General features: G+C 57.4%; 17 protein-coding genes and 1 pseudogene. 9 read left to right on the plus strand and 9 right to left on the minus strand.

The features are described 5' to 3' along the window. Nucleotides 1-544 precede the first annotated feature (544 nt). The 4 genes from J6525_RS19210 to J6525_RS19225 are packed head-to-tail and all read left to right on the plus strand — an operon-like array spanning nt 545 to nt 3,935. Nucleotides 545-1,318 (plus strand): ABC transporter ATP-binding protein, encoded by a 774-nt coding sequence (locus tag J6525_RS19210; protein ID WP_225645824.1) that lies wholly within the window; start codon nt 545-547, stop codon nt 1,316-1,318. Next, the gene (locus tag J6525_RS19215; protein ID WP_225645825.1) at nt 1,315-2,028 is read left to right on the plus strand and encodes an ABC transporter ATP-binding protein; all 714 of its coding nucleotides are present in this window, start codon (nt 1,315-1,317) and stop codon (nt 2,026-2,028) included. Before J6525_RS19210 ends, J6525_RS19215 begins: the two co-directional genes overlap by 4 nt. 9 nt (nt 2,029-2,037) lie before the next feature. After that, nucleotides 2,038-2,916 (plus strand): branched-chain amino acid ABC transporter permease, encoded by an 879-nt coding sequence (locus tag J6525_RS19220; protein WP_225645826.1) that lies wholly within the window; start codon nt 2,038-2,040, stop codon nt 2,914-2,916. 2 nt (nt 2,917-2,918) lie between these two features. Next, a complete protein-coding gene (locus J6525_RS19225) occupies nt 2,919-3,935 on the plus strand; it encodes a branched-chain amino acid ABC transporter permease (RefSeq protein ID WP_225645827.1) in 1,017 nt (338 codons plus the stop codon). Between the two features lie 179 nt (nt 3,936-4,114). On the opposite strand, the gene J6525_RS19230 is transcribed toward J6525_RS19225, so the two are convergent. After that, nucleotides 4,115-5,326 (minus strand): CaiB/BaiF CoA transferase family protein, encoded by a 1,212-nt coding sequence (locus J6525_RS19230; protein ID WP_225645828.1) that lies wholly within the window; start codon nt 5,324-5,326, stop codon nt 4,115-4,117. 2 nt (nt 5,327-5,328) lie between these two features. Further along, nucleotides 5,329-6,096, minus strand: coding sequence for an enoyl-CoA hydratase/isomerase family protein (locus tag J6525_RS19235; RefSeq protein ID WP_225645829.1), 768 nt, complete (start codon nt 6,094-6,096; stop codon nt 5,329-5,331). Nucleotides 6,097-6,331: 235 nt separating this feature from the next. Between J6525_RS19235 and J6525_RS19240 the strand changes: the two genes are divergently transcribed. Beyond that, nucleotides 6,332-7,378: an AraC family transcriptional regulator gene (locus J6525_RS19240; RefSeq protein WP_225645830.1), complete on the plus strand. Its 1,047-nt coding sequence runs from the start codon at nt 6,332-6,334 to the stop codon at nt 7,376-7,378. A 173-nt stretch (nt 7,379-7,551) separates the two neighbouring features. Here the strand turns inward: J6525_RS19240 and fahA are convergent, their stop codons facing one another. From fahA to J6525_RS19265, 5 genes are all read right to left on the minus strand, one after another. Beyond that, nucleotides 7,552-8,898, minus strand: coding sequence for a fumarylacetoacetase (gene fahA, locus J6525_RS19245; protein WP_225645831.1), 1,347 nt, complete (start codon nt 8,896-8,898; stop codon nt 7,552-7,554). Between the two features lie 25 nt (nt 8,899-8,923). Next, a complete protein-coding gene (locus J6525_RS19250) occupies nt 8,924-9,517 on the minus strand; it encodes a DUF302 domain-containing protein (RefSeq protein ID WP_225645832.1) in 594 nt (197 codons plus the stop codon). Between the two features lie 58 nt (nt 9,518-9,575). Continuing rightward, nucleotides 9,576-11,261, minus strand: coding sequence for a cation/acetate symporter ActP (actP, locus tag J6525_RS19255; RefSeq protein ID WP_225645833.1), 1,686 nt, complete (start codon nt 11,259-11,261; stop codon nt 9,576-9,578). Next, the gene (locus tag J6525_RS19260; protein ID WP_225645834.1) at nt 11,258-11,566 is read right to left on the minus strand and encodes a DUF485 domain-containing protein; all 309 of its coding nucleotides are present in this window, start codon (nt 11,564-11,566) and stop codon (nt 11,258-11,260) included. Before J6525_RS19260 ends, actP begins: the two co-directional genes overlap by 4 nt. Nucleotides 11,567-12,021: 455 nt before the next feature. Continuing rightward, a complete protein-coding gene (locus J6525_RS19265) occupies nt 12,022-13,296 on the minus strand; it encodes an alpha/beta fold hydrolase (protein WP_225645835.1) in 1,275 nt (424 codons plus the stop codon). Between the two features lie 201 nt (nt 13,297-13,497). Here J6525_RS19265 and J6525_RS19270 point away from each other — a divergent pair, with 201 nt between their 5' ends. The 3 genes from J6525_RS19270 to J6525_RS19280 all read left to right on the plus strand — a co-directional run bounded on the left by J6525_RS19270 (nt 13,498) and on the right by J6525_RS19280 (nt 18,768). Beyond that, nucleotides 13,498-14,094, plus strand: coding sequence for a winged helix-turn-helix transcriptional regulator (locus J6525_RS19270; protein WP_225645836.1), 597 nt, complete (start codon nt 13,498-13,500; stop codon nt 14,092-14,094). Nucleotides 14,095-14,509: 415 nt separating this feature from the next. After that, nucleotides 14,510-15,658, plus strand: coding sequence for an efflux RND transporter periplasmic adaptor subunit (locus tag J6525_RS19275; RefSeq protein WP_225645837.1), 1,149 nt, complete (start codon nt 14,510-14,512; stop codon nt 15,656-15,658). Next, on the plus strand, nt 15,658-18,768 hold the full coding sequence (locus J6525_RS19280; RefSeq protein WP_225645838.1) for a multidrug efflux RND transporter permease subunit: 3,111 nt from the start codon (nt 15,658-15,660) through the stop codon (nt 18,766-18,768). The genes J6525_RS19275 and J6525_RS19280 overlap by 1 nt, the downstream gene beginning before the upstream one ends. A 115-nt stretch (nt 18,769-18,883) precedes the next feature. Here the strand turns inward: J6525_RS19280 and J6525_RS19285 are convergent, their stop codons facing one another. Continuing rightward, nucleotides 18,884-19,303 (minus strand): winged helix-turn-helix transcriptional regulator, encoded by a 420-nt coding sequence (locus J6525_RS19285; protein ID WP_225645839.1) that lies wholly within the window; start codon nt 19,301-19,303, stop codon nt 18,884-18,886. A 388-nt stretch (nt 19,304-19,691) separates the two neighbouring features. Between J6525_RS19285 and J6525_RS19290 the strand changes: the two are divergent. After that, nucleotides 19,692-20,900: pseudogene (locus tag J6525_RS19290) on the plus strand (beta-ketoacyl-ACP synthase). 67 nt (nt 20,901-20,967) lie between these two features. Here the strand turns inward: J6525_RS19290 and J6525_RS47485 are convergent. Continuing rightward, nucleotides 20,968-21,354 (minus strand): MarR family winged helix-turn-helix transcriptional regulator, encoded by a 387-nt coding sequence (locus tag J6525_RS47485; RefSeq protein WP_225645840.1) that lies wholly within the window; start codon nt 21,352-21,354, stop codon nt 20,968-20,970. Nucleotides 21,355-21,833: the final 479 nt, after the last annotated feature.

Below are 21,833 nucleotides of genomic sequence, written 5' to 3' on the forward strand. Positions count from 1 at the left end.
GACGCGATACGGCCGTCCAGTTCGGCGCTTGCGGCACCGCAATTCGATCTGCTTAGCCGCTACCTATGCGTCACACACGCGCTCGCATCGCCCGTCTCGCTCGACGTGACGCTTGTTGTCGGGAGGACCACGCGGTCTCGTAAAGCACTTCATCGCCACCGATTTCCGACCCGGCCCAGCCTTGCTCGATCAAAACCGACAGCGTCGCGCATTTTCAACTTGCAATTTGCAAGTTACACGATACGGTCAAGCTAAGAGAACCCATCGGCAACCGAGCGGTTCGGACAATACCATCAATGGAAGGCCTTGCTGGCCTTGGACTAAGGGCGGATGCAGGGTGACGCCGACGAACTGATACGATTGTTTTAGCGGTAAGCGTTCAGACGCGTCATCGCCTACGGTGGCGGCCGCCGCAGCGCGCTCAGCCTTGCTCCGAACATGCGACTGGCGTGGAGAGTCTGGGTGGGTTCACCCAAACCGAACACGCGCAGTGCTGATCTAACTGGAAATTTACGAGGCCGCGGGTAGAATCGAAGAGGCTGACTTGCATCCAAAAATACTTGAAATTCGCGATCTGACGATCCAGTTCGGAGGCGTTGTCGCGCTCGACGGCGTGAGCTTCGACATGGATCCGGCTACGATACTAGGGCTCATCGGCCCTAACGGCGCCGGAAAAACGACGCTCTTTAATTGCCTCAGCCGTCTCTACAATCCAGACTCCGGAGACGTTCTCTTCCAAGAGACTTCGATCCTCCAGATGGCCTCTCATCGCATCGTGGACGCCGGCATCGGACGGACGTTTCAGAATCTCGCACTCTTCGGTAGCCTCTCAGTGCTGGACAATGTGCGAATCGGCACTCATTCGCGCTTTAACGGCAGCTTCTTGAGTGACGCATTCTATTTTCCGTCCACTGGCCGCAATGAGAAGGCAGCGGAAATAATTGCGCGAGAGGCCATCGATTATCTCGGGCTGGGGCCCGTTGCAAATCGACGTATCTCAGACCTTCCGTTTGGAACGCAGAAACGTGTCGAACTCGCCCGCTCCCTGGCGACCAATCCAAAACTGCTCTTGCTCGATGAACCTGCCTGCGGCCTCAACCACGAGGAAGTAGAGGAGTTATCCTCTGTGATCCTCCAGATCCGGCGCGATCGAGGCATCGCCATCCTGCTCGTCGAACATCACATGGCGTTGGTCATGTCGATATCCGACAAGGTGGTGGCGTTAAACTTCGGCAAGAAGATCGGCGAAGGTACACCCACCGAAATACGTTCTCATCCTGAAGTGATCGCCGCGTATCTTGGAGCAGAAGCGCCATGACGAAGCTGCTTCACATCAGAGAATTGAGGGCATACTACGGTCGCACGACCGCTCTGCATGGAATCTCCTTCGACGTGCAGGAAGGAAACGTTACCGCGCTCCTCGGCGCCAACGGGGCGGGTAAGACCACCACGCTCCGCGCGATTTCAGGTATGGTCAAGCGTTCCGGCGAGATAATGCTTAAAGAGCGATCGCTCATAAACGTTCAAACTGAAGATATTGCCCGGCTAGGTGTCGCGCACGTTCCAAGCGGGCGCGGCACCTTTGAGAAGCAGACCGTCGAAAACAATCTAAAGCTCGGTGCAATCTCGCGTCGTGACAAGACCGGCATCGTAGCTGATATCGAAATGGTCTACAGCTACTTTCCGATCTTGAAGCAACGCCGAGACCAGCAGGCCGGCCTCCTGTCTGGCGGCCAGCAGCAAATGCTGGCGGTAGGACGCGCACTGATGCTGAGGCCGAAGTTGCTGCTCCTCGACGAGCCATCTTTTGGCATCGCGCCACTCGTTGTAAGAGAAATCTTCGAAATCTTCAGACGCCTGAACCGAGAATTACGAACCAGCATTCTGCTCGTCGAGCAGAACGCTTCGATTGCACTGCAATTGGCTGACCATGCTTATCTGATCGAAACCGGACGAATTGTATTCTCGGGGACCTCTGCCGATATCCGCAACAACGAGCAACTGCGCCGCTCTTATCTAGGTCACTAGGATTCTCTCATGGAATTGCTCAGACAACAGATAGCAGCGGGTGTGGCGACTGGCGCCATTTATGCGCTCTTGGCTCTCGCTCTCGTCATGATCTATCAGGCGATCGGCCATATAAACTTCGCTCAGGGCGAAATGGCCACGTTCTCGACGTTCGTCGCCTGGCAGTTGATGCAGTGGGAATTACCATATTGGGCAGCTTTTGCGGGAGCGGTGGTCATTTCCTTCGGCGGCGGCATCTTGATCAACCGGCTTGTTTTCAAGCCAGTCCGTTCCGCGCCGGTCCTCACCCAAATCGTCATGTTCGTCGGCGTTCTCGCGGTGCTCAACAGCGCTGCTGGCTTCATTTGGGATTTCTCGAGCAAATCGTTCCCTCCTCCGTTTGGAGTCGGGCCTCTCCTGGGAACCCGCATTTTGAGCACGCATCAAGCGACCATTCTCGGCGCGACGTTCCTGTTGCTGGTGTCGCTTTACGTATTCTTCCGCTACACCCGCGTCGGCTTAGCGATGCAATCGGCTACCGAAAATCCGGCCTCAGCTAAGCTTGTGGGTATACGCGTCGAGCGGATGATCGCGCTCGGGTGGGGCATGGCAGCGGCGATCGGCGCCTTGGCCGGGATGCTAATCGCCCCCGTCGTTTTCCTTGAGCCCAATATGATGCTTGGCATGTTGCTCTATGGATTTGCCGCCGCTGTTTTGGGAGGTTTATCGAGCCCAGGCGGCGCTGTGCTGGGTGGGTTCATCGTTGGGATCATCGAAAACCTGGTTGGCACCTATGTCCCCGCTGTCGGGGGTGAATTGAAGCTGACAATCGCCCTCGTCATCATTATCGGGGTATTGGCATTCAGACCGACCGGCCTGTTCGGCGCAGCGCACACGGAGAGGGTCTGAGCATGGCCGAACTGGATACAACCTCGAGCCTCCCCCATGCGCCGCTCGCTCTCTCGACCGATCGACCTCGCAATCGGCTCGTTGTCGTCGCTGTCGCGACGCTTGCTGGCTCGATCGCACTGCCGTTTGTCCTCGACCAGTTCTTCATCTTCCAGGTAACGATGGTTATGATCTATGCCATCGCTATTCTTGGGTTGAACCTATTGACCGGCTTCAATGGTCAACTTTCTCTCGGGCACGGGGCATTCTACGCGATCGGTGCTTACACAGCGGCGATTCTGATGGGCAGCTACGACGTCGCCTATTTCTGGACACTTCCTATAGCGGCGATCGTCTGCTTTATATTCGGCTTCCTGTTTGGCCTACCGTCGTTGCGACTCGATCGCGCCTATCTGGCGCTCGCAACATTTGCATTGTCTGTCGCTACGCCTCAGATTCTGAAGTTCTCTCTGCTAGAGCATTGGACCGGCGGGGTACAGGGCTTGGTGATAACCAAGCCAGATGCTCCGTTCGATCTGCCATTGTCTCAGGACCAGTGGCTCTATTTTTTCACTCTTGCGGTCGCGATCCTCATGTATGTTCTCGCGATCAATCTGATCCGGACTCGGACCGGGCGAGCGATGATGGCAATCCGCGACAATCCGCTGGCGGCTCGTTCAATGGGGATCAATAATTCAATTTATAAGGCGTCAACATTCGGCGTTAGCGGACTTTACACGGGAGTCGCCGGCGCGCTCGGCGCAATAGTTGTTCAGTTCGTAGCTCCAGACAGCTTCACTGTCAGTTTGTCGATAGCGCTCTTGGTCGGGCTGGTGGTTGGAGGGGTCGGATGGCTACCGGGAGCGCTCTTCGGCGCAGCATTCATTCTTTTCGTGCCAAACGCCGCTGACCAGATCTCGAAGGGACTTTCGGGGGCTGCATACGGTCTAATGCTGATTGCTTTGATGCTCGTCATGCCAGGCGGCTTTGCAGGAGCGATCCGGCTCGCCTCGTTAACTTTAAGGAAGCGTCGGGCATAGGTGAGCTTTGCCCCACCACACGTAGCGCCTCGCGGTAGGATATCGCCTTGAATGTTCTCGGCAAGTGCCCACCCGGCGGGTCGCAATACCCGCCGGATTGGGAGATGGCAACAAGGGCAACGACAACAGGGCCCGCTGCTAGTCCGATGATCGGCGTTCGCTTTTTCTCTCTTCGTTTGCTAGCGCCGACTGAGAAGGATATTCCGCTCCTTCATATCCTTGATCTTTTGCTCTGGGACTTGCAGCTCTTTCAGGATGTCATCATTGTGCTCGCCCTGATAGGCGGGCGCGCCGGGACGCGGCAACTGTGACTGGCTGAAGATCCAAGGATTGCCCGGCATACGCACCGTGCCGCCGTCGCGATCATCGACGTCTACGATCGCATTCCAGTCCCTCACCCAATCGGACTTTGCGAACTCGTTGACGGTTCGCACACGACCGACGGCGAGGCCCGATTCGCTTACCTGTACCTGGAGTTGCTCGAGACTGTCGAAAGTTGCGAGCCACGCCCGCACCTCCGCCAAGAGAGACGCCAGATTTTGACGACGCAATTTTGCAGTAGCGTAGCGGGGATCGGCCAACAGGTCGCTTCGGCGCATCATCGCGCAATACCGGGTAAACATCGGAGAATAAATTGGACTTCCGGCAATGGTGAGCCTGGCACCATCGGCCATTTCGAATATGTGAGATTCGTTGGCTGAAAGCGCAATCGGCTCGCCATCGTTGTCGATCTCTGACAGCAACGCCCCGGCGCGCTCGTTGACTGACAGCATTGTGGCGGCCATCGACACGTCGATATGCTGGCCTTCGCCGGTGCGGTTGCGGTGTTGGAGAGCAGCCAGTACAGCGATAACACCTTGCAACCCTGTATAGACGTCTGCGTGGCTTGAAGAATCGCCGCGCGGCTCAGTCAGTGCTTCACCGAAGTGATCCTGGACGATCGCGGTCAGGCCGGTCTCAGCCTGGACGGTGGGTGCAAAGGCCGGGCGGTTTCGCCAAGAAGTGGTCTGGCCATACCCACTAAGGGAGACATAGATAATTCCAGGATTGATTGCCTTGATGTCTTCATATCCGAAGTGGAAGCGCGCAAGCGTTCCGGGCCGGAAATTCTCGACGATGACGTCGGCGTCGCGGCAAAGCTGAGTAACAATCTCGCGCGCTTCCGCATAATTCAGATCGAGACTGAGATTTCTCTTTCCGGCATTCTGCTGCACATAGTAAAGGCCGATGCCATTGACGTAAGGCAAGCCAACACGCCCGAGGTCGCCCGATGGCGGCTCGATCTTGGTGACGGTCGCACCAAGGTCACGCAACGCCTTCGTGCAATGAGGTCCTGCGAGTACGCGGGTGAAATCGACTACCCGGAGGCCTTCAAGTGGAGCCGCGGACATGGTCAATCCCCCTCAAACGTCGCCGTCGCGGGACCTGACGCGAAGAAGGCATCAGCACCACGCTGCCGGTCCTTGGCTTTCCAGATCATATCGTTGATCTCGACCTGCTGTGCATCGGCGGCCGCGATACCGCCGCGAGCCTCTAAATTGGCCTGTCGTTTGATGCCCTTGATGACCTGCGTAGGCCCGGCCGCCAGTTGCCGCGCCCAAGTAATTGAAGCTGACCCGAGTTCCGGCTCGGGCACGACCTGGTTGATAATGCCCCAGCGTTCGAACGCTTCGGGAGTGTGCCGGCGGCCGAGCATCGCGATCTCCTTGGCGCGAGCCACGCCGGCTCTCTGAGAGAGCCGCTGCGTACCGCCGAGCAGCGGCAGGAGGCCTACCGCGACCTCGACCTGACCGAGGAATGCGGTATCTGCCGCGATGATAAGGTCGCAAGTCAGCGCCATCTCGAGACCTCCCCCGAGCGCGCCACCATTGACAGCGGCGACGGTCGGCACTGGCACGTCCTCAAGTTCCCGCATCATAGTCTCGAACCTGGGCTGACTCATGTGGATCGTCGTGCCGGTTCCCCATGATGCCATCTCGGCGCCGGCGCAGAAATGCCGCATGGCACTTCGGAGCAGTATGGCTCGGCAGCCACCCGCAACCACCGCCTTGTAGGCGTTTACGAGATCACCGATCAGCTGATCATCCAGCAAGTTGTGCGGCGGCTTCGCCAGCGTAACCACGCCGACCTTGCCATCAATTTCGTGCGTTACGTATGTCATGTCGTCCTTCGCTCATCGCTTTCCGCCCAGCGCCCGAAATCAGCACGCTCATGCGGGATTGACGTTTCCCTATTCTACTCGGCTTCGTTCTGCCCAAGCTTCACTTTCAAATGTCAAACGTCATAAGACACGTGACAATAGCCAGCTCTGCCATTTATAGTGCTCAAAGCTGCCATCTTCCCTCGAGGCACTTTTTTTGGCGCGTCAAATTGTGCCATGCAGCGAGACACGATCCATGAAACCGATTCACCTGGTAATGCCGATTTCGGCGGACCCCGACGCCCCGACGCAGAACCTGGTCGGACTGGGAGCGCTTGCGGCCGAACTCGCCGCGGAAGGGATCTCGGTCCATGATCTATTCGCGCGCACAGGTGTCGCTCTGTCGCAGCTGGAAGACGCTCGTGCCCGCATCTCGCACCGGCAACGCCTTGCCATCTACCGGAACGCCAAGCGGCTCGCCAAACGATCCGATGTCGGCCTGCTGGCCGGAGCACGACAACGCATTAGCGATTACGGCATCTATGGCTACGCGCTGATATCCAGTCGCACGTTCGGCGACGCTCTCTTGTTCTCACTCAATCATATTACGATGGCAGGTCCTGCGGTTCGTCAGATCAGTTTTCGCATCGATGGATCGACGGCGATTCTGCGCAGTCACGGACTTGATACCCTTGGCGATTTACTGCCATTCGCTGCGGAATTCTGGCGGAGCTCAATGACCGCGCTGTTCAGCCGTGTGCTGGAAGCACCATTCCCCAGCAAACGAATGCTCTTTCCTTTCGCAGCTCCCGTACACTGGCGCAACTACGAACGCGTGTTCAACTGTCCGATCGACTTCAGCTCCGATCGGATGGAATGGCATTTCGACGCGAACGTTCTCGATCTTCCCTGCCCCAATGCAAACCCGATCACTGCCGAGATTTGTCAGCAAGTTTGCGATGTGTTGATGACGGAGCGCCCTGGTGAATCCGAGCTCGTGCGAAAGATACGTAGCGCCTGCCTCAACCGGCAGAACCGTTTTCCGACCGCAGCCAACATCGCTTCGGATCTTGGGTTATCCCTGCGTACCTTTCACCGGAAATTGGCGCTGGAGGGACTATCCTATCAATCAATCGTCGACGACATGCGCCAGTCTCTTGCGACCGAGTTTCTCGAAAATACAAACATGGGAATAGATCAGATCGCAGAGCGCGTCGGTTTTGCCGACGCTGCCAGCTTTCGCAAGGCCTTTAGAAAGTGGACGAACCGTTCGCCAACCGATTTCCGCCATTCGAACTGTTAAAGCAGCGATAGTGCTTGAAGCAACCAAAAGACCGAGTACGACGTAGACAACAACAGCAGAGCGGCCAACATGGCCAGAAATTGCCCCTGCCGCACTTCATCCGGATCTAGCCCGGGCGACGCAAGTACCCCGTAGATGAGCGCAGTACGACATTCCATGGTGCTTCTCGAGTTTTAATGGTTTGCTCTGGCGATTGACAAATCGGCGGATTCTATTCTGCCAACGCACGATCCGAACCCGATGCTAGCGAAGCCCTGCCGGCTGCATCTGCCACGGAACGTGATCTCGTCGCCGTCCTGCAGGAATCCGCGCCGCTCTCCGTTCGCCAAGGTGATGGGATTTAAACCGGCGCCAGTGAATTCAAGCATGCTGCTGAGCTCTGCGGAACTGGGTCCGGAAATTGTGCCAGTACCGATGAGATCGCCCGGCTGAAGATTGCAGCCGTTGATGGTATGGTGGGCCACCATCTGCGCTGGCGTCCAGTAGAGATACTTCGCATTCGAAGTAAGAATTTCGATGGCCCGTTCGTCTGTGCTGCGCATTTTTTCAGTCGACAGCAAGACCCGCAGATGAACGTCGAGCCCACCGCCAGCCTGGTCTGCAACGTCAAACAGATAGTCGAGCGGACGCGGGTCGCCCTCCGGCCGTGACAGCGCTGCTGTCCGGAACGGCGCAAGTGCGTCAGTGATGACCACCCATGGCGAGACCGAAGTCGCGAAGCTTTTGCTGAGGAAAGGGCCGAGCGGATACATCTCCCAACGCTGGATGTCTCTTGCAGACCAATCGTTCAAGAGCGAGAACCCGACGATCTCGTCGGAGGCTTCGTTGATGGGAATTGGCCTGCCTAGGCGATTGCCGGTCGCGAGGTAGAAGCCCATTTCGAGCTCAAAATCTAACCGCTCGCACGGACCGAAACTCGGGACTGCACCAGATGCAGCCGGCGGGCGCTGCCCGAGCGGCCGGCGTACCCCGCCAGGCCCGACCTGAACAGACGATGCACGGCCGTGATAGCCGATCGGTATCCATTTGTAGTTTGCCGGCAACGGATCTTCCGGTGTCAGCAGCGCACCCGCCGCACGGGCATGGTAGATGCCCGCATAGAAATCGGTGTAATTCGCAACCTTCGTCGGCACATGAAAGGTGCACTCCTCCATCGGAGTTAGGAGATCAGCCGCGTGACGTCGGACCTGATTTCCGCTGCTGCCATGGTCGAGCATATCCCCGATGATACGGCGCGTGTCGCGTATCGCACTGCGACCTAGCGCAAATAACGCATTGAGCGAGGATTCTTGCAACGCGTTCCGCACGGGCTCAGCAAAGCGCTCGCTTGCGAGGCTGACTTTCTTAAGGTCGAGCACGTGATTGCCGATCGCGACGCCGACCCGGAGAGCGGAGTCTGCGGTGTTGCTGAAAACGCCGACCGGCAAGTTTTGGATAGGAAAATCGCTATCGGCATCATTTGCAGCTTCGACAAAGCTTCTTCGGGCTGGATCGTGCGTCTCGTCGAGGTTTTCGATCATCTTAGGCACTCGGACAAATGAGCCGCTACATGCTGGCTTTCTTCAGGAACGTAAGAAGCCGGTTGTCGAGCGACACTGCAACCGCGTCTATCTGTGGGCTCTTAAACTGACCGAACATGGAGGTCGGCCGATCATATTCCATGGTGGTTCCACCCTGCTCGTTTGCGTAGACGACCACTCGCAGTGGAGCATAGAGGCCGGCGGCCGGATTTACATTGGTCATCTCTGTCGCCGAGAGGATGTTGCCGATGTAGTAGGCCACCAACGGTTGGCGCTTGCCCTTGAGAGCCAGAAGATCGCCATGCATTGCGACGTAATGAATCGCAAGGCCATCCGCGCCGGCGATGCGTTGCGCTGCGGCGCGCAGTTCTTCGATATCGTTCCGGGCCAGCATTGCCCGCATGCTATCGTCAAGTCGACCAAGTTTTTCGATCGACGCCTTGACATCCGAATAGGGCTTCTTGGTCTTGATAACGATATGTTCCACGGGCAGTGGCGTGGATGTGACGTCGACGCCTTCGCTGGCCGAAGCCGTAAGAGTGCCGAGCGCCGGCAGCAGTGCCAAGCTCAGTGCGCCCACGATGATAGTACGTCGGATCTTGCGAAGCTGCGGTGTCATCAGACTTTGCTCTCTTTTTTCTCTAGGATTGATGCTGACAATGTCTGCTTGTTTGTTGTCAGGATGATGGGATGACCGAAACTCCTTCGACTTCCGGCGGCATCCCGATTTCCGATTGCACAAATTGCCGATTGAACGCCTTGCGCTCTCGAACTCCTCGCTCGCTACGATCCGTTACCGAGAACATCCAGATGAAGAGGAACGCGAGCGGCATGGAGAACAGTGCTGGATTGTCGTAGCCAAACAGCGGCGTCTTGAAGTTGAACATCGCGACCCAAACGGTCTTGCTGAGCACAACCAGGAGCACCGAAGCGAGAAGGCCAGCGAGACCTCCTGCGACTGCGCCACGCGTCGTGGTCCCGCGCCAGAAGATTGCCGTCACAAGGATGGGAAAGTTGCAACTGGCCGCCACCGACAAAGCGAGGCCCGCCATAAATGCGACATTCTGGTTCTCGAACGCGTATGCCAGTAACACCGCGACAACGCCAATGACGAGCGCGGCAATTTTCGAAATCCGCACCTCGCGCAATTCTGACGCTCGTCCGCGCGCAATCACCTGGCCATAGATGTCATGGCTGACGGCAGAGGCGCCAGCAAGCGTCAGGCCGGCAACAACGGCCAATATCGTCGCAAAAGCGACTGCGGAGATGAAGCCCAGCAAGACGGGACCGCCAATCGCATGAGCAAGATGGATCGAGACCATATTCGAACCGCCGATTACGTCTGCGATTTTGTCAAAATGGCCCGCGGCATTGACCCGGAAATAGCTAGGGTCCGACATTAGGATCGGCACGGCGCCGAAGCCAAGAATGGGAATCACAAGGCAAAAATAAGCAACGCAAGTCGTGGCGTAAAATACCGACTTGCGCGCTGCGGCGGCGTCCTTAACCGTGAAAAAGCGCATCAGGATGTGCGGAAGCCCAGCCGTTCCGAACACCAACGCAAGCCCAAGCGAAATCGCTGATACCGGTTCGGCAAAAAGACCGCCAGGCGCGAGGATCGCGGCGCCCTTAGGATGAATCTTGCTAGCGGCTGCGAATAACTCGTCAAACTGAAAATCGAAATGCCATAGTACGGCGAACGCAAGCAACGTTCCGCCGCTCAGCAGCAACGCGGCCTTGGTGATCTGCACCCAGGTGGTCGCCTGCATGCCGCCAACAGTAACATAAAGGATCATGAGAACGCCGACCCCCGTCACCGCGAACAGGTATTTGACGCCGAATAGAAGCTCGACGACCTTGCCCGCTCCAATCAATTGAGCAATCAGATAGAATAGCACCACCACGAGACTTCCGATTGCCGCGATCATTCGGACCGGGGTCCGCTCGAGACGGAAGCTGGCAGCATCGGCGAACGTATAGCTGCCCAGGTTGCGCATCCGCTCCGACATGAGGAACAGGACGATTGGCCAGCCGGTCAGAAAGCCAATCCCGTATAGGAGCCCGTCGAATCCGTTAGAATAAACCAAGGCCGCGATGCCAAGGAATGCGGCTGCCGACAGAAAATCGCCGGCGATCGCGAGCCCATTCTGTATCGGCGTGATAGCGTGTCCCGCAGTATAGAACTCCGCTTTTGATTTCGCGCGACCGGCAGAACGGTAAGTAATGAGCAGCGTGGCAACCACAATCGCCACGAACATACCGATTGCAATCCAGTCTGTTCCGCCGGCTGCGCCCGCTAGGCCGGCTTGCGCCATGGCAGAAACCGGGGATGCCGTCAGCAAAGCGGATAGGAGTAGCCTCATTGCGCCCAGCTCCGATTGAGTCTGCGAGAGATTTCGTCGAAGCGGGCATTTGACCGCACCACATAGAAGCCGGTCAGCAACACGACGAGCACGATGACGACGAGGGCAAGGAGAAGACCGAGCGGGATAGACCTGCCGGCGATGGTGGCTGCAAGCGCGCCCTTGGCGGTCGAGATCAACCCGATGAAGCCGAAGAACATGACCAGTGTCACGCCAGATAGACCCCAGCGTAGCTTCGCACGCGCAGCTACCAGTTCCTTGAATTCCGGATTGTCGAGCATCTCACGCGTGCGGCTTGGCGCCATGCGGTCCCCCCTTTGAGCGGCCTGTCTGTGTTACGAGCTTGCTCCAGGCACTCTCTGCCACAAGGCAGAGCCGCCCTTAGCCTCGAAACTAGACCCTTGGACTTTCGTTTCCCGAGTTTAGAGCCTCAAATAAAAGTCTGGGGTGGACAAGGTTCTATTCTGCCAAACTGCGTGTCGTTTTATGCCACCCAGCGTCGGTGCATCGTTATGTCGCAAGTTACTTGCGAGGTCCGTTCTTACTTTGCATGGGCTCATCAATGGCCGGGCAGCCGTCGAGATCCGGACTGCACGCCGCGAGCGGCACAGAGAGTCACGGGCAAGCGCGTTGTGATACCGACAACAGCTGCGCTCTAACGAAGTGGCAACACTGTTCTCTTATATCGAAGGGGCGGCCTTTCGCCGCCCCTTCCACCTCCGAGATCAAGAACGGAGGACAGGAACCGATTGCTCGACACTCACTTGTTTGCCTGTTCAGGCTTATCTCCGAGCCACTGCATGAACTCGGTAACATGCTGATACCAAAGATCGGGATGGGTCATTGTGTAATGGCCAGGCGACCTCGCCGTTCCGGGCTGAACCACGTACCGGCCGTGTTCGAGCTGAGGCACTGTCTTTTGGAGCACTTGCAGAATGTCGGGATTGAATTCGTCATCCGAAAAATTGAGCGCAAAGAGCTTCGTCTTGATCTTGGAGAGCTCAGGTTCAGGATCGTAGCTGAATGACGACTTGAGAGAGTAAAGTATGTTATTGGCGTCGACATGCTCGGCCGCAACAAGATTGGCTGCAAGGAATTTGTCTGCGCCAGCGCCGTCGGGAATCGACTGCTGGAGACTTGATGCGCTGTCAATCATCAGCCTCAGCACATTGTAGCCCAAAATCCAGCTGCGCGGCGTTTGCGTATACTCCCCGTTTTTCCATTCTGGATCGGATCGAATTGAGTCGATCACCATGCGCCGCCACAGCAAGTTGCGACCAGACACCTTGGTCGGCAACGAAACGATCGGCATGACACCGTCCATCATGTCCGGATACGATTCAGCCCATTGCCACGCATTCATCCCTCCCATGGACAAACCAACAATGGCATGCAGATGCTCGAGGCCCAGCGTCTCAGTCACCACCTTGTGCTGCAGGTCAACGATATCGCCATAGTTATAGTTGGGGAACTTGGCCTTCAGCCCGTCGCTCGGCTGACTCGACTGCCCGTGGCCTACGCTGTCCGGGAAGATGAGATAGTAGCGACTCGAGTCGAGCGGACGACCCGGATCGAACAAGGCCTTCGCAAAAGTTGGGCTCACGAGCGCGCGGCTATCCGCCCCCGTCCAATGAAGAACGAGGACGGCATTATCGACCTCGCCCTTGTCGTTACGGTGCGGTTTGCCGAGGGTCGCATAGTGAATCTTCAAGCGATCCAGCTTCTCTCCACTGCGAAATTTGTAATTGTCAAACCAAGCATCAGCCTGGACTGCAGCCGTGTTGTTCCCTTGGTCCCACGGTGCACTCTGCCTTGTAGCAGCTGCCGGCGCCGGCGACGGCTGTGATTGGGCCAATGCGCCTGGAGCCACCGCTCCGGCCAGAAGAAGCCCGAGTAGAACGCCCGTTGTAGTGCGAACGTATTGAGACTTCATGCTAATTCCTTGTTGGTTGGTGATGACTGAGATGTCTTCTCGCGCTTTTTTGATCGACGCCGCCGTATCGGGCGCCGCCGGCCGCGGGTTCGTGGACCTCATCGAAGGCAAAACTGCTGATCTGCGTTCCGCTTGACGACACGCCCGTAACGGGACGGCAGATGTGCAAAACCCGCGGGATCCGTCTGCCCCCGTGACAAAGGCCACGCTCCCTGCTTCACTCACGATCTACCCCCCGCTGAGGATTGCCTCCGCGCACCTAACTACTATTATAAGAGTTATCAAGCCCGCGGGTTTAGCCAGATGACGGTTAAGCCCGGTACAGTGATGGATCTCGGCAAAATGCGATCAAAGAGCTTTGAAGGAATGACATGCTCGATGGCGAGCGTTATGGGTGCAATGGGTGACCGGTGGGGCGCACTGATCATGCGCGATCTTTTTCTCGGGCTCACCCGCTATGACGAACTGCACCGTTCAACGGAAGCGACCCACGCAACGCTATCCGATCGCCTCAAGGTATTGGAACAGAACGGTTTAATCGAACGACGGCTTTATCAGTCGCGTCCCGATCGGTACGAGTATTTCCTGACAGCGCAAGGCAGGGACATTGGCCTTGTTTTGCTGGCAATGATCCAGGTTGGCGATAAGTGGAATCTGGCAGAGCTCGACGGCCCACCACTTCGCATCGTCGATGGCAATACCGGGCACCGGGTCAGAGTCGCGCTTGTCGATGCCAAGACGGGCGATCAGGTCAATCCCAAAAACGTGATGGTCGAAATCGGTCCTGGTGCGGACGAGCTCACCAAATGGCGCGCGACGCGGCGAATAAGAGACAGTGGTCCTGATAAGCCACGCGCTGCTGCTCGGCGCACGACTGCATCAGCGTCACAAAGACGCTGACACGGCTAAGCGGTCTGCAGATCGCTCAGCTACCATTTGCGAGGAGAATACGCCGTCGGCCGCGGTCAAGACCGCAGTCTGGATGGCGCTCGAGCTGAACGACAGAGCCTCAAGGCCTGCTCGCGCCTGACGCCAATGGATGCTGCATCTTGGTTGCAGTATCCGGCGCGGCATGCGTCGGCGAGTTAACTTTCACGCGATTGAGAACGTTGTATTCGGAAGTGAGGATCGGCCTCCTCCCGCGGTGATCTCGAAAGACCTTGTCAGCCACGAAGGTCACACGAGTTTAACTTGCAAATTCCGATCATTGGTTGATAGTGAGTTGTTTTTTACTAGTGACTAGCTTTTTTGTAATGAAATGACGAAACCTTCTAGCTGACGGGCCAAAGAGATGGGATCATGGAAGCCTTGGAGTGTGGGTCTCGTCGCGATGCTCGCGGCGGCAGGATATGCTTGGCGCACAGGTATCATTGCATGGGACGGCAAAGTAGGTGGCGGAGCCAACACGCAAGCTTCACGGCCAGTGCCGGTGACGATTGGCCCGGTTCACGATGATGACTTTCCGCTCTCTCGCACCGGTCTCGGCACCGTCCAAGCATTCAATACAGTGACTGTAAGAGTTCGGGTCGACGGCGAACTCCAAAAGATTGCGTTCCAGGAAGGCCAGGACGTGCAGGTCGGCGATGTTCTTGCCGAGATTGATCCTCGCCCTTATCAGGCGCAACTTAAGCAGGCGGAGGCCGACAAGGCGCGTGACGAAGCTCTGCTCGCCAACGCTAGACTTGATTTGGATCGGTACAGTTCGCTTGTCGTCAAGGAGTTTGCGACACGACAAAGTGTCGATACCCAGAAGGCGCTGGTCGCACAATATGAGGCTGCGATCGCCCGCGACCGGGCCGTGATCGATAACGCCCAGGTACAGTTGGGTTATACGACGATCGTTTCTCCGCTCAGGGGACGTACCGGCATACGTTTGATCGATCAGGGAAATATTGTTCATGCGAACGATGCAACCGGCCTAGTCGTCATTACCCAGATATCGCCCATCAGCGTCATCTTTACGTTACCGCAACAATATCTGCCCGAGGTGCTCGAGGCGAGCCGCAGGCAGACATTGACCGTTTCGGCTTATGCCCAGGATGACCGCACCAAGCTTTCGGACGGACAGCTCACGCTGATTGACAATCAAATCGATCAGGCAACCGGCACGATGCGGCTGAAAGCAACCTTCGAGAATCAGAATGGCGCGCTTTGGCCAGGACAGTTCGTGAGCTCGCGGCTGACGATTGGCTCCGGGCACGGCGCAGTCGTTCCGGATTCCGCGGTGCAATCGGGACCAAACGGAAACTATGTTTTCGTCGTCAAACAAGACTCGACCGTCGACCTGCGACCGATTCGCGTTGCGGCGAGCCGCAACGGACAGGCGCTCATTGCCGAGGGCATCAAGCCCGGCGAGACAGTCGTGACGGACGGCCAATATAGGCTTCGGCCTGGCAGCCACGTGATTCCAGGGGGACCGACGGCGGGTCAGCGAACGGCGTCAACGGCGCAGGGGCGGGAATGATGAATATCTCAGCGCCGTTCATCAAACGACCGATCGCGACTGCGCTTATGATGACCGGCCTTGCACTGGTCGGGTTGGTCGCCTACCTACTGCTGCCCGTCGCGCCGTTACCTCAAGTGGATTTTCCGACCATCCAGGTCACAGCGCAGTTGCCGGGCACAAGCCCTGAGACGATGGCTTCATCGGTAGCCAGCCCCCTCGAGCGGCAGCTGGCGCAAATGTCAGGCGTCGCTCAGCTCACCTCGATCAGTGGAATCGGCATTTCTTTGATCTCGATCCAGTTCGAGCTTTCGCGCAACATTGACGCGGCGGGCCAGGACGTTCAGGCGGCAATCAATGCTGCGGCGGGCCAACTTCCGAAGAATCTGCCAAGCCCCCCGACCTATCGTAAAACCAATCCCTCGGATCCGCCGGTCATGGTGCTGGCTCTAACGTCCGACAGCCTTCCGCTCACAACCGTCAACGACTACTCCGACAACATCTTTGCGCAGCAGCTGTCGCTGGTCGATGGCGTGGGAACCGTGTTGATCGCCGGTGCGCAGAAGCCAGCAGTGCGCGTCGAAGCAAACCCTATCGAACTCGCTGGCCGCGGACTCAGCCTAGAGGACATCAGATCCGCCATCGCCTCCGCGACCCTCAATGCCCCGAAGGGAACGCTTAACGGTGACCGCCAAGGCTATACCCTGGAAAACAACGACCAGCTACTGAGCGCGGCCAGCTATCGTCCGGTAATTGTCGCATGGCGCAACGGCTCCTCGGTGCGGGTCGGAGACGTCGCTACCGTGGTCGACGGCGCCGAGGATATCCGCGGATCCGGCACCTACAATGACAAGCGGGCAATCATCCTCATCGTGCAGCGGCAGCCCGGCGCAAACGTCATCGACACTGTCGAGCATATCAAGGCGGCTATTCCACGCCTCAAGGCGTCGATCCCGGCGGCAATCGACGTGAGCATCGTGACCGATCGTACTCAGACAATCCGCGCATCGGTTGAGGACGTTCAATTTACGCTGATACTGACCATCGCGCTGGTCGTAATGGTCATATTTCTGTTTCTTCGAAATATATGGGCCACGGTTATTCCTGGGATCACCGTGCCGCTATCACTGATCGGCACGTTCGCTGTGATGTACCTGATCGGATACAGCCTAGATAATCTCTCACTTATGGCGCTCACGATCGCAACGGGTTTCGTCGTCGACGACGCCATCGTAATGGTCGAAAACGTCGCTCGCTATCTCGAGCAAGGACACTCGCCACTCGAAGCAGCTCTCAAGGGTTCACGTGAGATAGGCTTCACAATCATCTCAATCAGTCTGTCGCTGATCGCGGTCTTTCTCCCGATCTTGCTTATGGGCGGCATCATCGGTCGCCTGTTTCGCGAATTCGCTGTCACCGTCAGTGTTGCGATCCTAGTGTCTACAGTTGTCTCATTGACGCTGACACCAATGATGTGCGCGCAATTGCTGCGCAATGAAAGGCTCGAGAAGCATGGTCGTCTCTATCGGCTAAGTGAAAAGGTCTTTGACGCGGCGCTGGCGACGTATGAGGCGGGCTTGCGCTGGGTCCTCCGTCACCGAGCAATCACCCTGGGCTCGACGATCGTCACCATAATACTCACTTGCTACCTTTACGTGGTGATTCCGAAGGGATTCTTTCCGCAGCAAGACACCGGCCTCATCGTTGCCGTATCGGAATCCTCGCAAGATGCCTCATATGCCGCCATGAACGAACGTCAAGCGGCGCTGGTCCGTATTGTCCTTCAAGACCCGGGGGTAGATGGCGTCATCTCGGCTGTCGGTGTCGGAGGCGTAAACCAGACGATAAATAATGGCCGCATGTTCATTAATCTCAAGCCGCGCGATGTCCGCGACGCCAGTGCTAACCAGATCATCGACCGCTTGCGGCCGAAGCTGGCTCAGGTGAAGGGAATCGTACTGTTCATGCAGGCTTCTCAAGACATCAATGTCGGCGGCCGCGCGAGCCGGACGCAGTACCAGTTCACCCTGCAGGACAGCGACCTTGACGAACTCGATCATTGGGCTCCCGTACTATTGCGGGCCCTTCAACAAATCCCATTGCTACGTGACGTCGCGACCGATCAGCAAATCGCTGGGCCTACGCTTCGACTGGAGATCAACCGCGACACCGCGTCTCGGCTCGGTGTCGCAACGCAGACAATAGACGATACGCTTTACGACGCGTTTGGGCAGCGCAAAATTGCTCAATTTTTTACCCAGCAGAACAGCTACTGGGTGGTCCTCGAGGTGGACCCTCGTTTCCAACTCGATCCCAATGCACTCGACCTGATTTACGTGCCATCGACGACGGGGAAACAGGTACCTTTAAGTGCTCTTGTTGAACAGCGGCGCACAGTGCGCTCGCTTTCAGTCAGTCACCAAGGGCAGTTTCCGGCGATCACCCTCTCCTTCAATCTTGCCGCTGGCGTCGCTTTGGGAGAGGCTGTTGAGGCGATCGAGAAGGTGAAGCGCGACCTCGGTGTACCGGCAACGTTAATCAGCACCTTCCAAGGCAACGCCCAGGCCTTTCAAGATTCGCTCCGTACCCAACCGCTGCTGATCCTGGCCGCCTTAATCGCGGTGTACATCATCCTCGGAGCCCTCTATGAGAGCTTGATTCACCCGATTACAATCCTGTCGACCATTCCGTCTGCTGGCGTCGGTGCGCTTCTGATTCTGATGGCATTCAACTATGAGCTCAGCGTCATTGCCTTGATCGGAATTATTCTGCTGATCGGCATCGTCAAGAAGAACGCGATCATGATGATTGACTTCGCCATTCAGGCCGAAAAGACGGAAGCGATCTCTCCTGAAGCCGCAATCTATCAGGCTGCAGTGAAGCGCTTTCGTCCCATTATGATGACGACATTTGCCGCCCTACTTGGCGCGATCCCCCTGGCGCTAGGTCATGGTACCGGTTCAGAAATCCGTCAACCGCTCGGCTACGCTATCGTCGGCGGGTTGCTCCTGTCGCAATTCCTGACGCTCTATACGACCCCTGTCGTCTACCTCTATCTTCACCGATTCACACGCAAAAGGACGTCAGGGCGCGCCGAGCCCGCCGGGCAACTGACGATCGCCGCCGAATGACTTCGCTGGTGGCGGAAGACGACGCACACCCCGGTTGTGGTCGCCGTTCGTGCCATCGAAGACCGCAGATGCGGTCTCCCCCGCTGCGGTCGAGGTAGGTGCGCACAAAAAGCGATTACGCCGATTTCGCTCTCCCAACCGGGCGACGTTTGAGTGCTTCTGTCGCCTGGCCGAGCAGCCTGAAGCACTCCTCATGCTGCAAGCCCTTGTTGAGTCCAGGCCCGAGATGGCGAACGCCCCAACGTGCGAGCGCCAATACAGCCACGCCCAGTTCACGTCCTTGATCCGTCAGCTCATAGGCAGCTCGCGGAGGGTGATCAGAATAGAACCGCCGACGCACCAAGCCATGGGCCTCGAGCGTCTTGAGGCGGCTTGAAAGCACATTAGGGGCAATCCCAGGAAGACGCTCCTGGAAGTCCTGAAAGCGCATGGCGCCGGTGAGGAGGTCGCGCACCAGCAGCAACGTCCACCGAGAACCGACAATGTCAAGCGTTCGAGCAATGGGACACGCTTGGCCAAGGTTAGTCTTTGCCATCTCGAGCCTTCTTCCTTCAGTAATGCTAGTCACTTGCCGGCCAATAGCCCCTACATAAGCTAATTCAACTTTGCTAGAAAGGGCTGCAGAGCTGGGAAGCCCAAGGCCATCCAAGCTGGAGCGACGCGCTCGCTCGCCTACTCCGTCAGGGTTCCCCCGGTTGCAAGGCTGAACGGGCCCCGCGATCTTGAGCGCGTTTGCTTGGTTGCTCGTGGCATCGGTTAACCAGTGGTCGCGAGCAGGCCGGAGTCGTCCGGGATCAGTATCGGCTCGACGCCCTTCCGCCACACCTAACACACAGATGATAACTATCATATATACAAAGCCAACTTCGGCGACAGTGCAGCGCAATTAGCCGAGTACCCAATCTAGAGACGAGTACGTGAATATGCGTCGCATTGTAGTAACAGGTCTGGGTGTAGTGTCCCCGCTTGGCTGCGGCACCGAATTGGTCTGGTCACGCCTGCTCTCGGGACGTTTCACATTTGCCCGCATGGGCGGAAGCGCTCCCCACGCGCGTCGCCGGAATATTACCGAGTAAAGCCGAGGATGCCGATGGAGGTTTCGATCCGGATCTCGTAGCCTCTCGCAAGGACCAGCGAAAAATGGATCGGTTCATTCCGTCGCTTTGTTTGCGGCGGCGGAGGCCGTCGCGCAGGCCGGCTGGACGCCAACCAGTATCCGCGCCTCCGAGCGAATGGCCACGGTTATTGCATTTGGCATCGGCGGATTTCCGGCGATCACGGAAGCTGTGCGCACGACAAGAGTGGCGTCCGCCGTCTCTCACCTTTCACCATTTCCTCATTTCTTGTAAACCTCGCGGCCGGGCCACATCACCATTCAATATGGCTTCAAGGGTCCGATCGGCGCGCCGGTGACGGCATGCGCTGCCAGCGTGCGGGCCATTGGTGATGCCGCGCGCTTGATCAGGTCAGGGGAAGCTGACGTCTCGATCTGTGGCGGAGCTGAGCCTGCATCGATCTCGTCAGTCTTGGACGATTCGCGGCCGCGCGTGCGCCTTCGACGGGGTTCAACGAAACGCCGACCCGGGCGTCCCGACCATTCGACCGTGACCGAGACGGCTTCGTAATGGGTGAAGGTGCAGGTATTCTGTCATTGAGGATCTCGAACACGCCCTCGAACGCGGCGCAACGCCTCTCGCCGAGATCGTGGGCTATGGCACGACTGCGGACGCCCATCACATCACCTCTGGGCCCGAAAATGGAAATGGCGCCAGGCTGGTAATGGAGACAGCGTTGCGTCAGGCATAGCTGCAGTCCGGTGACGTGCAGCATCTCAACGCCCATTCGACATCCACGCCGGTCGGCGACATTACAGAGCTGGAAGCGATCAAGGCAGTCTTTGGCTGCGACGGACGAATTGCAGTTAGCGCGACCAAGTCAGCAACTGGGCATTTGCTTGGAGCGACTGGCAGCCTTGAGGCGATCCAGATTGCACCGCCGACAATCAACCTGGACAACCGCGACCCGCGGCGCAAGGCGTCGACCTCGTGGGGGAGGCGCGTCGCTTCAGATGGCCAAAGTGGCTTTGGATTTGGGGCGTTAATGCCAGCATTATCTTTCGACGCTGGACGTAAGATCGCTCCACCAGCTGCTAGGTATCATCTTTGATGGGGATCCGAATGCCGCAGTGAAGCTATTCTCTCAAAGGGGCTTAACGTATCCCTTGATGTGATTTTCAATCGTTTCCTGGGTTCTCGACCAAGCGGGCATAGCTTTCTGAAGCTTACTTCTACCGTGCTTGTTTAATTTCAGGACTTTTTCCCGTGCGTCGCCCCTACACGAAGTTGCATCAATCCATCCCGCCTCGATGAGCAACTTCACGTTCCGCGACACCGTCGTTTGATCCAAGGCGAGCTCGTCGGCTAATTCCCTCACCGTAGCTCTGCCGAGGCGAGCTAACTCCCTCAGCGTCGAAAACTGAGTGATACGAAGCTTCTGCGGGCGAAGCGCCTCGTCGTATATTTTCGTGAAAAGGTTGGAAACTCTCCGCACCTGCGTACAATAACAATCCGTATACACTTTTCTCATTAGAAGTCCCCGCGCAGGGATACGCTATCTAAACAGACAGCGGCATCACGTATCCGGCTGGCCCGCAAGATGGCCGCATGCATATCAACCGGGAAGTCAGCTTATGCGACGGCGAAGGTCCGCTAGGAATCTCGGCAGCTGGCAGGCGCACCGCGCAACATGCGTACCGAGGCAATCCTGTCCGCCAGCACATACCGTACAAGTTCGCTGAACGATGTAAAGGAAATGACTGTCCCGAACGCATTCTCCTCAGCATCCTGCGCTGATTTTGAAGGTGTCCAGGAGACAATTGCAAGATCTGGAGCGCTCATTGGCGTCTTGTGTACACTCAAACACAGTAAACAGGCGGCTTGGCATGCCCTCGCCGCTTGGTGATGTCACGAACTCCAGAAGCTCGCTATCACCAATCTGCGTCGTGTAGCAATGAGCGCATGCTAGCGTTCGTACATCGCGCGGACCGCGCTCCTGACGAGACGTCG

It is taken from the genome of Bradyrhizobium australafricanum, from assembly GCF_020329495.1.
Classification (GTDB): Bacteria; Pseudomonadota; Alphaproteobacteria; order Rhizobiales; family Xanthobacteraceae; genus Bradyrhizobium; species Bradyrhizobium australafricanum.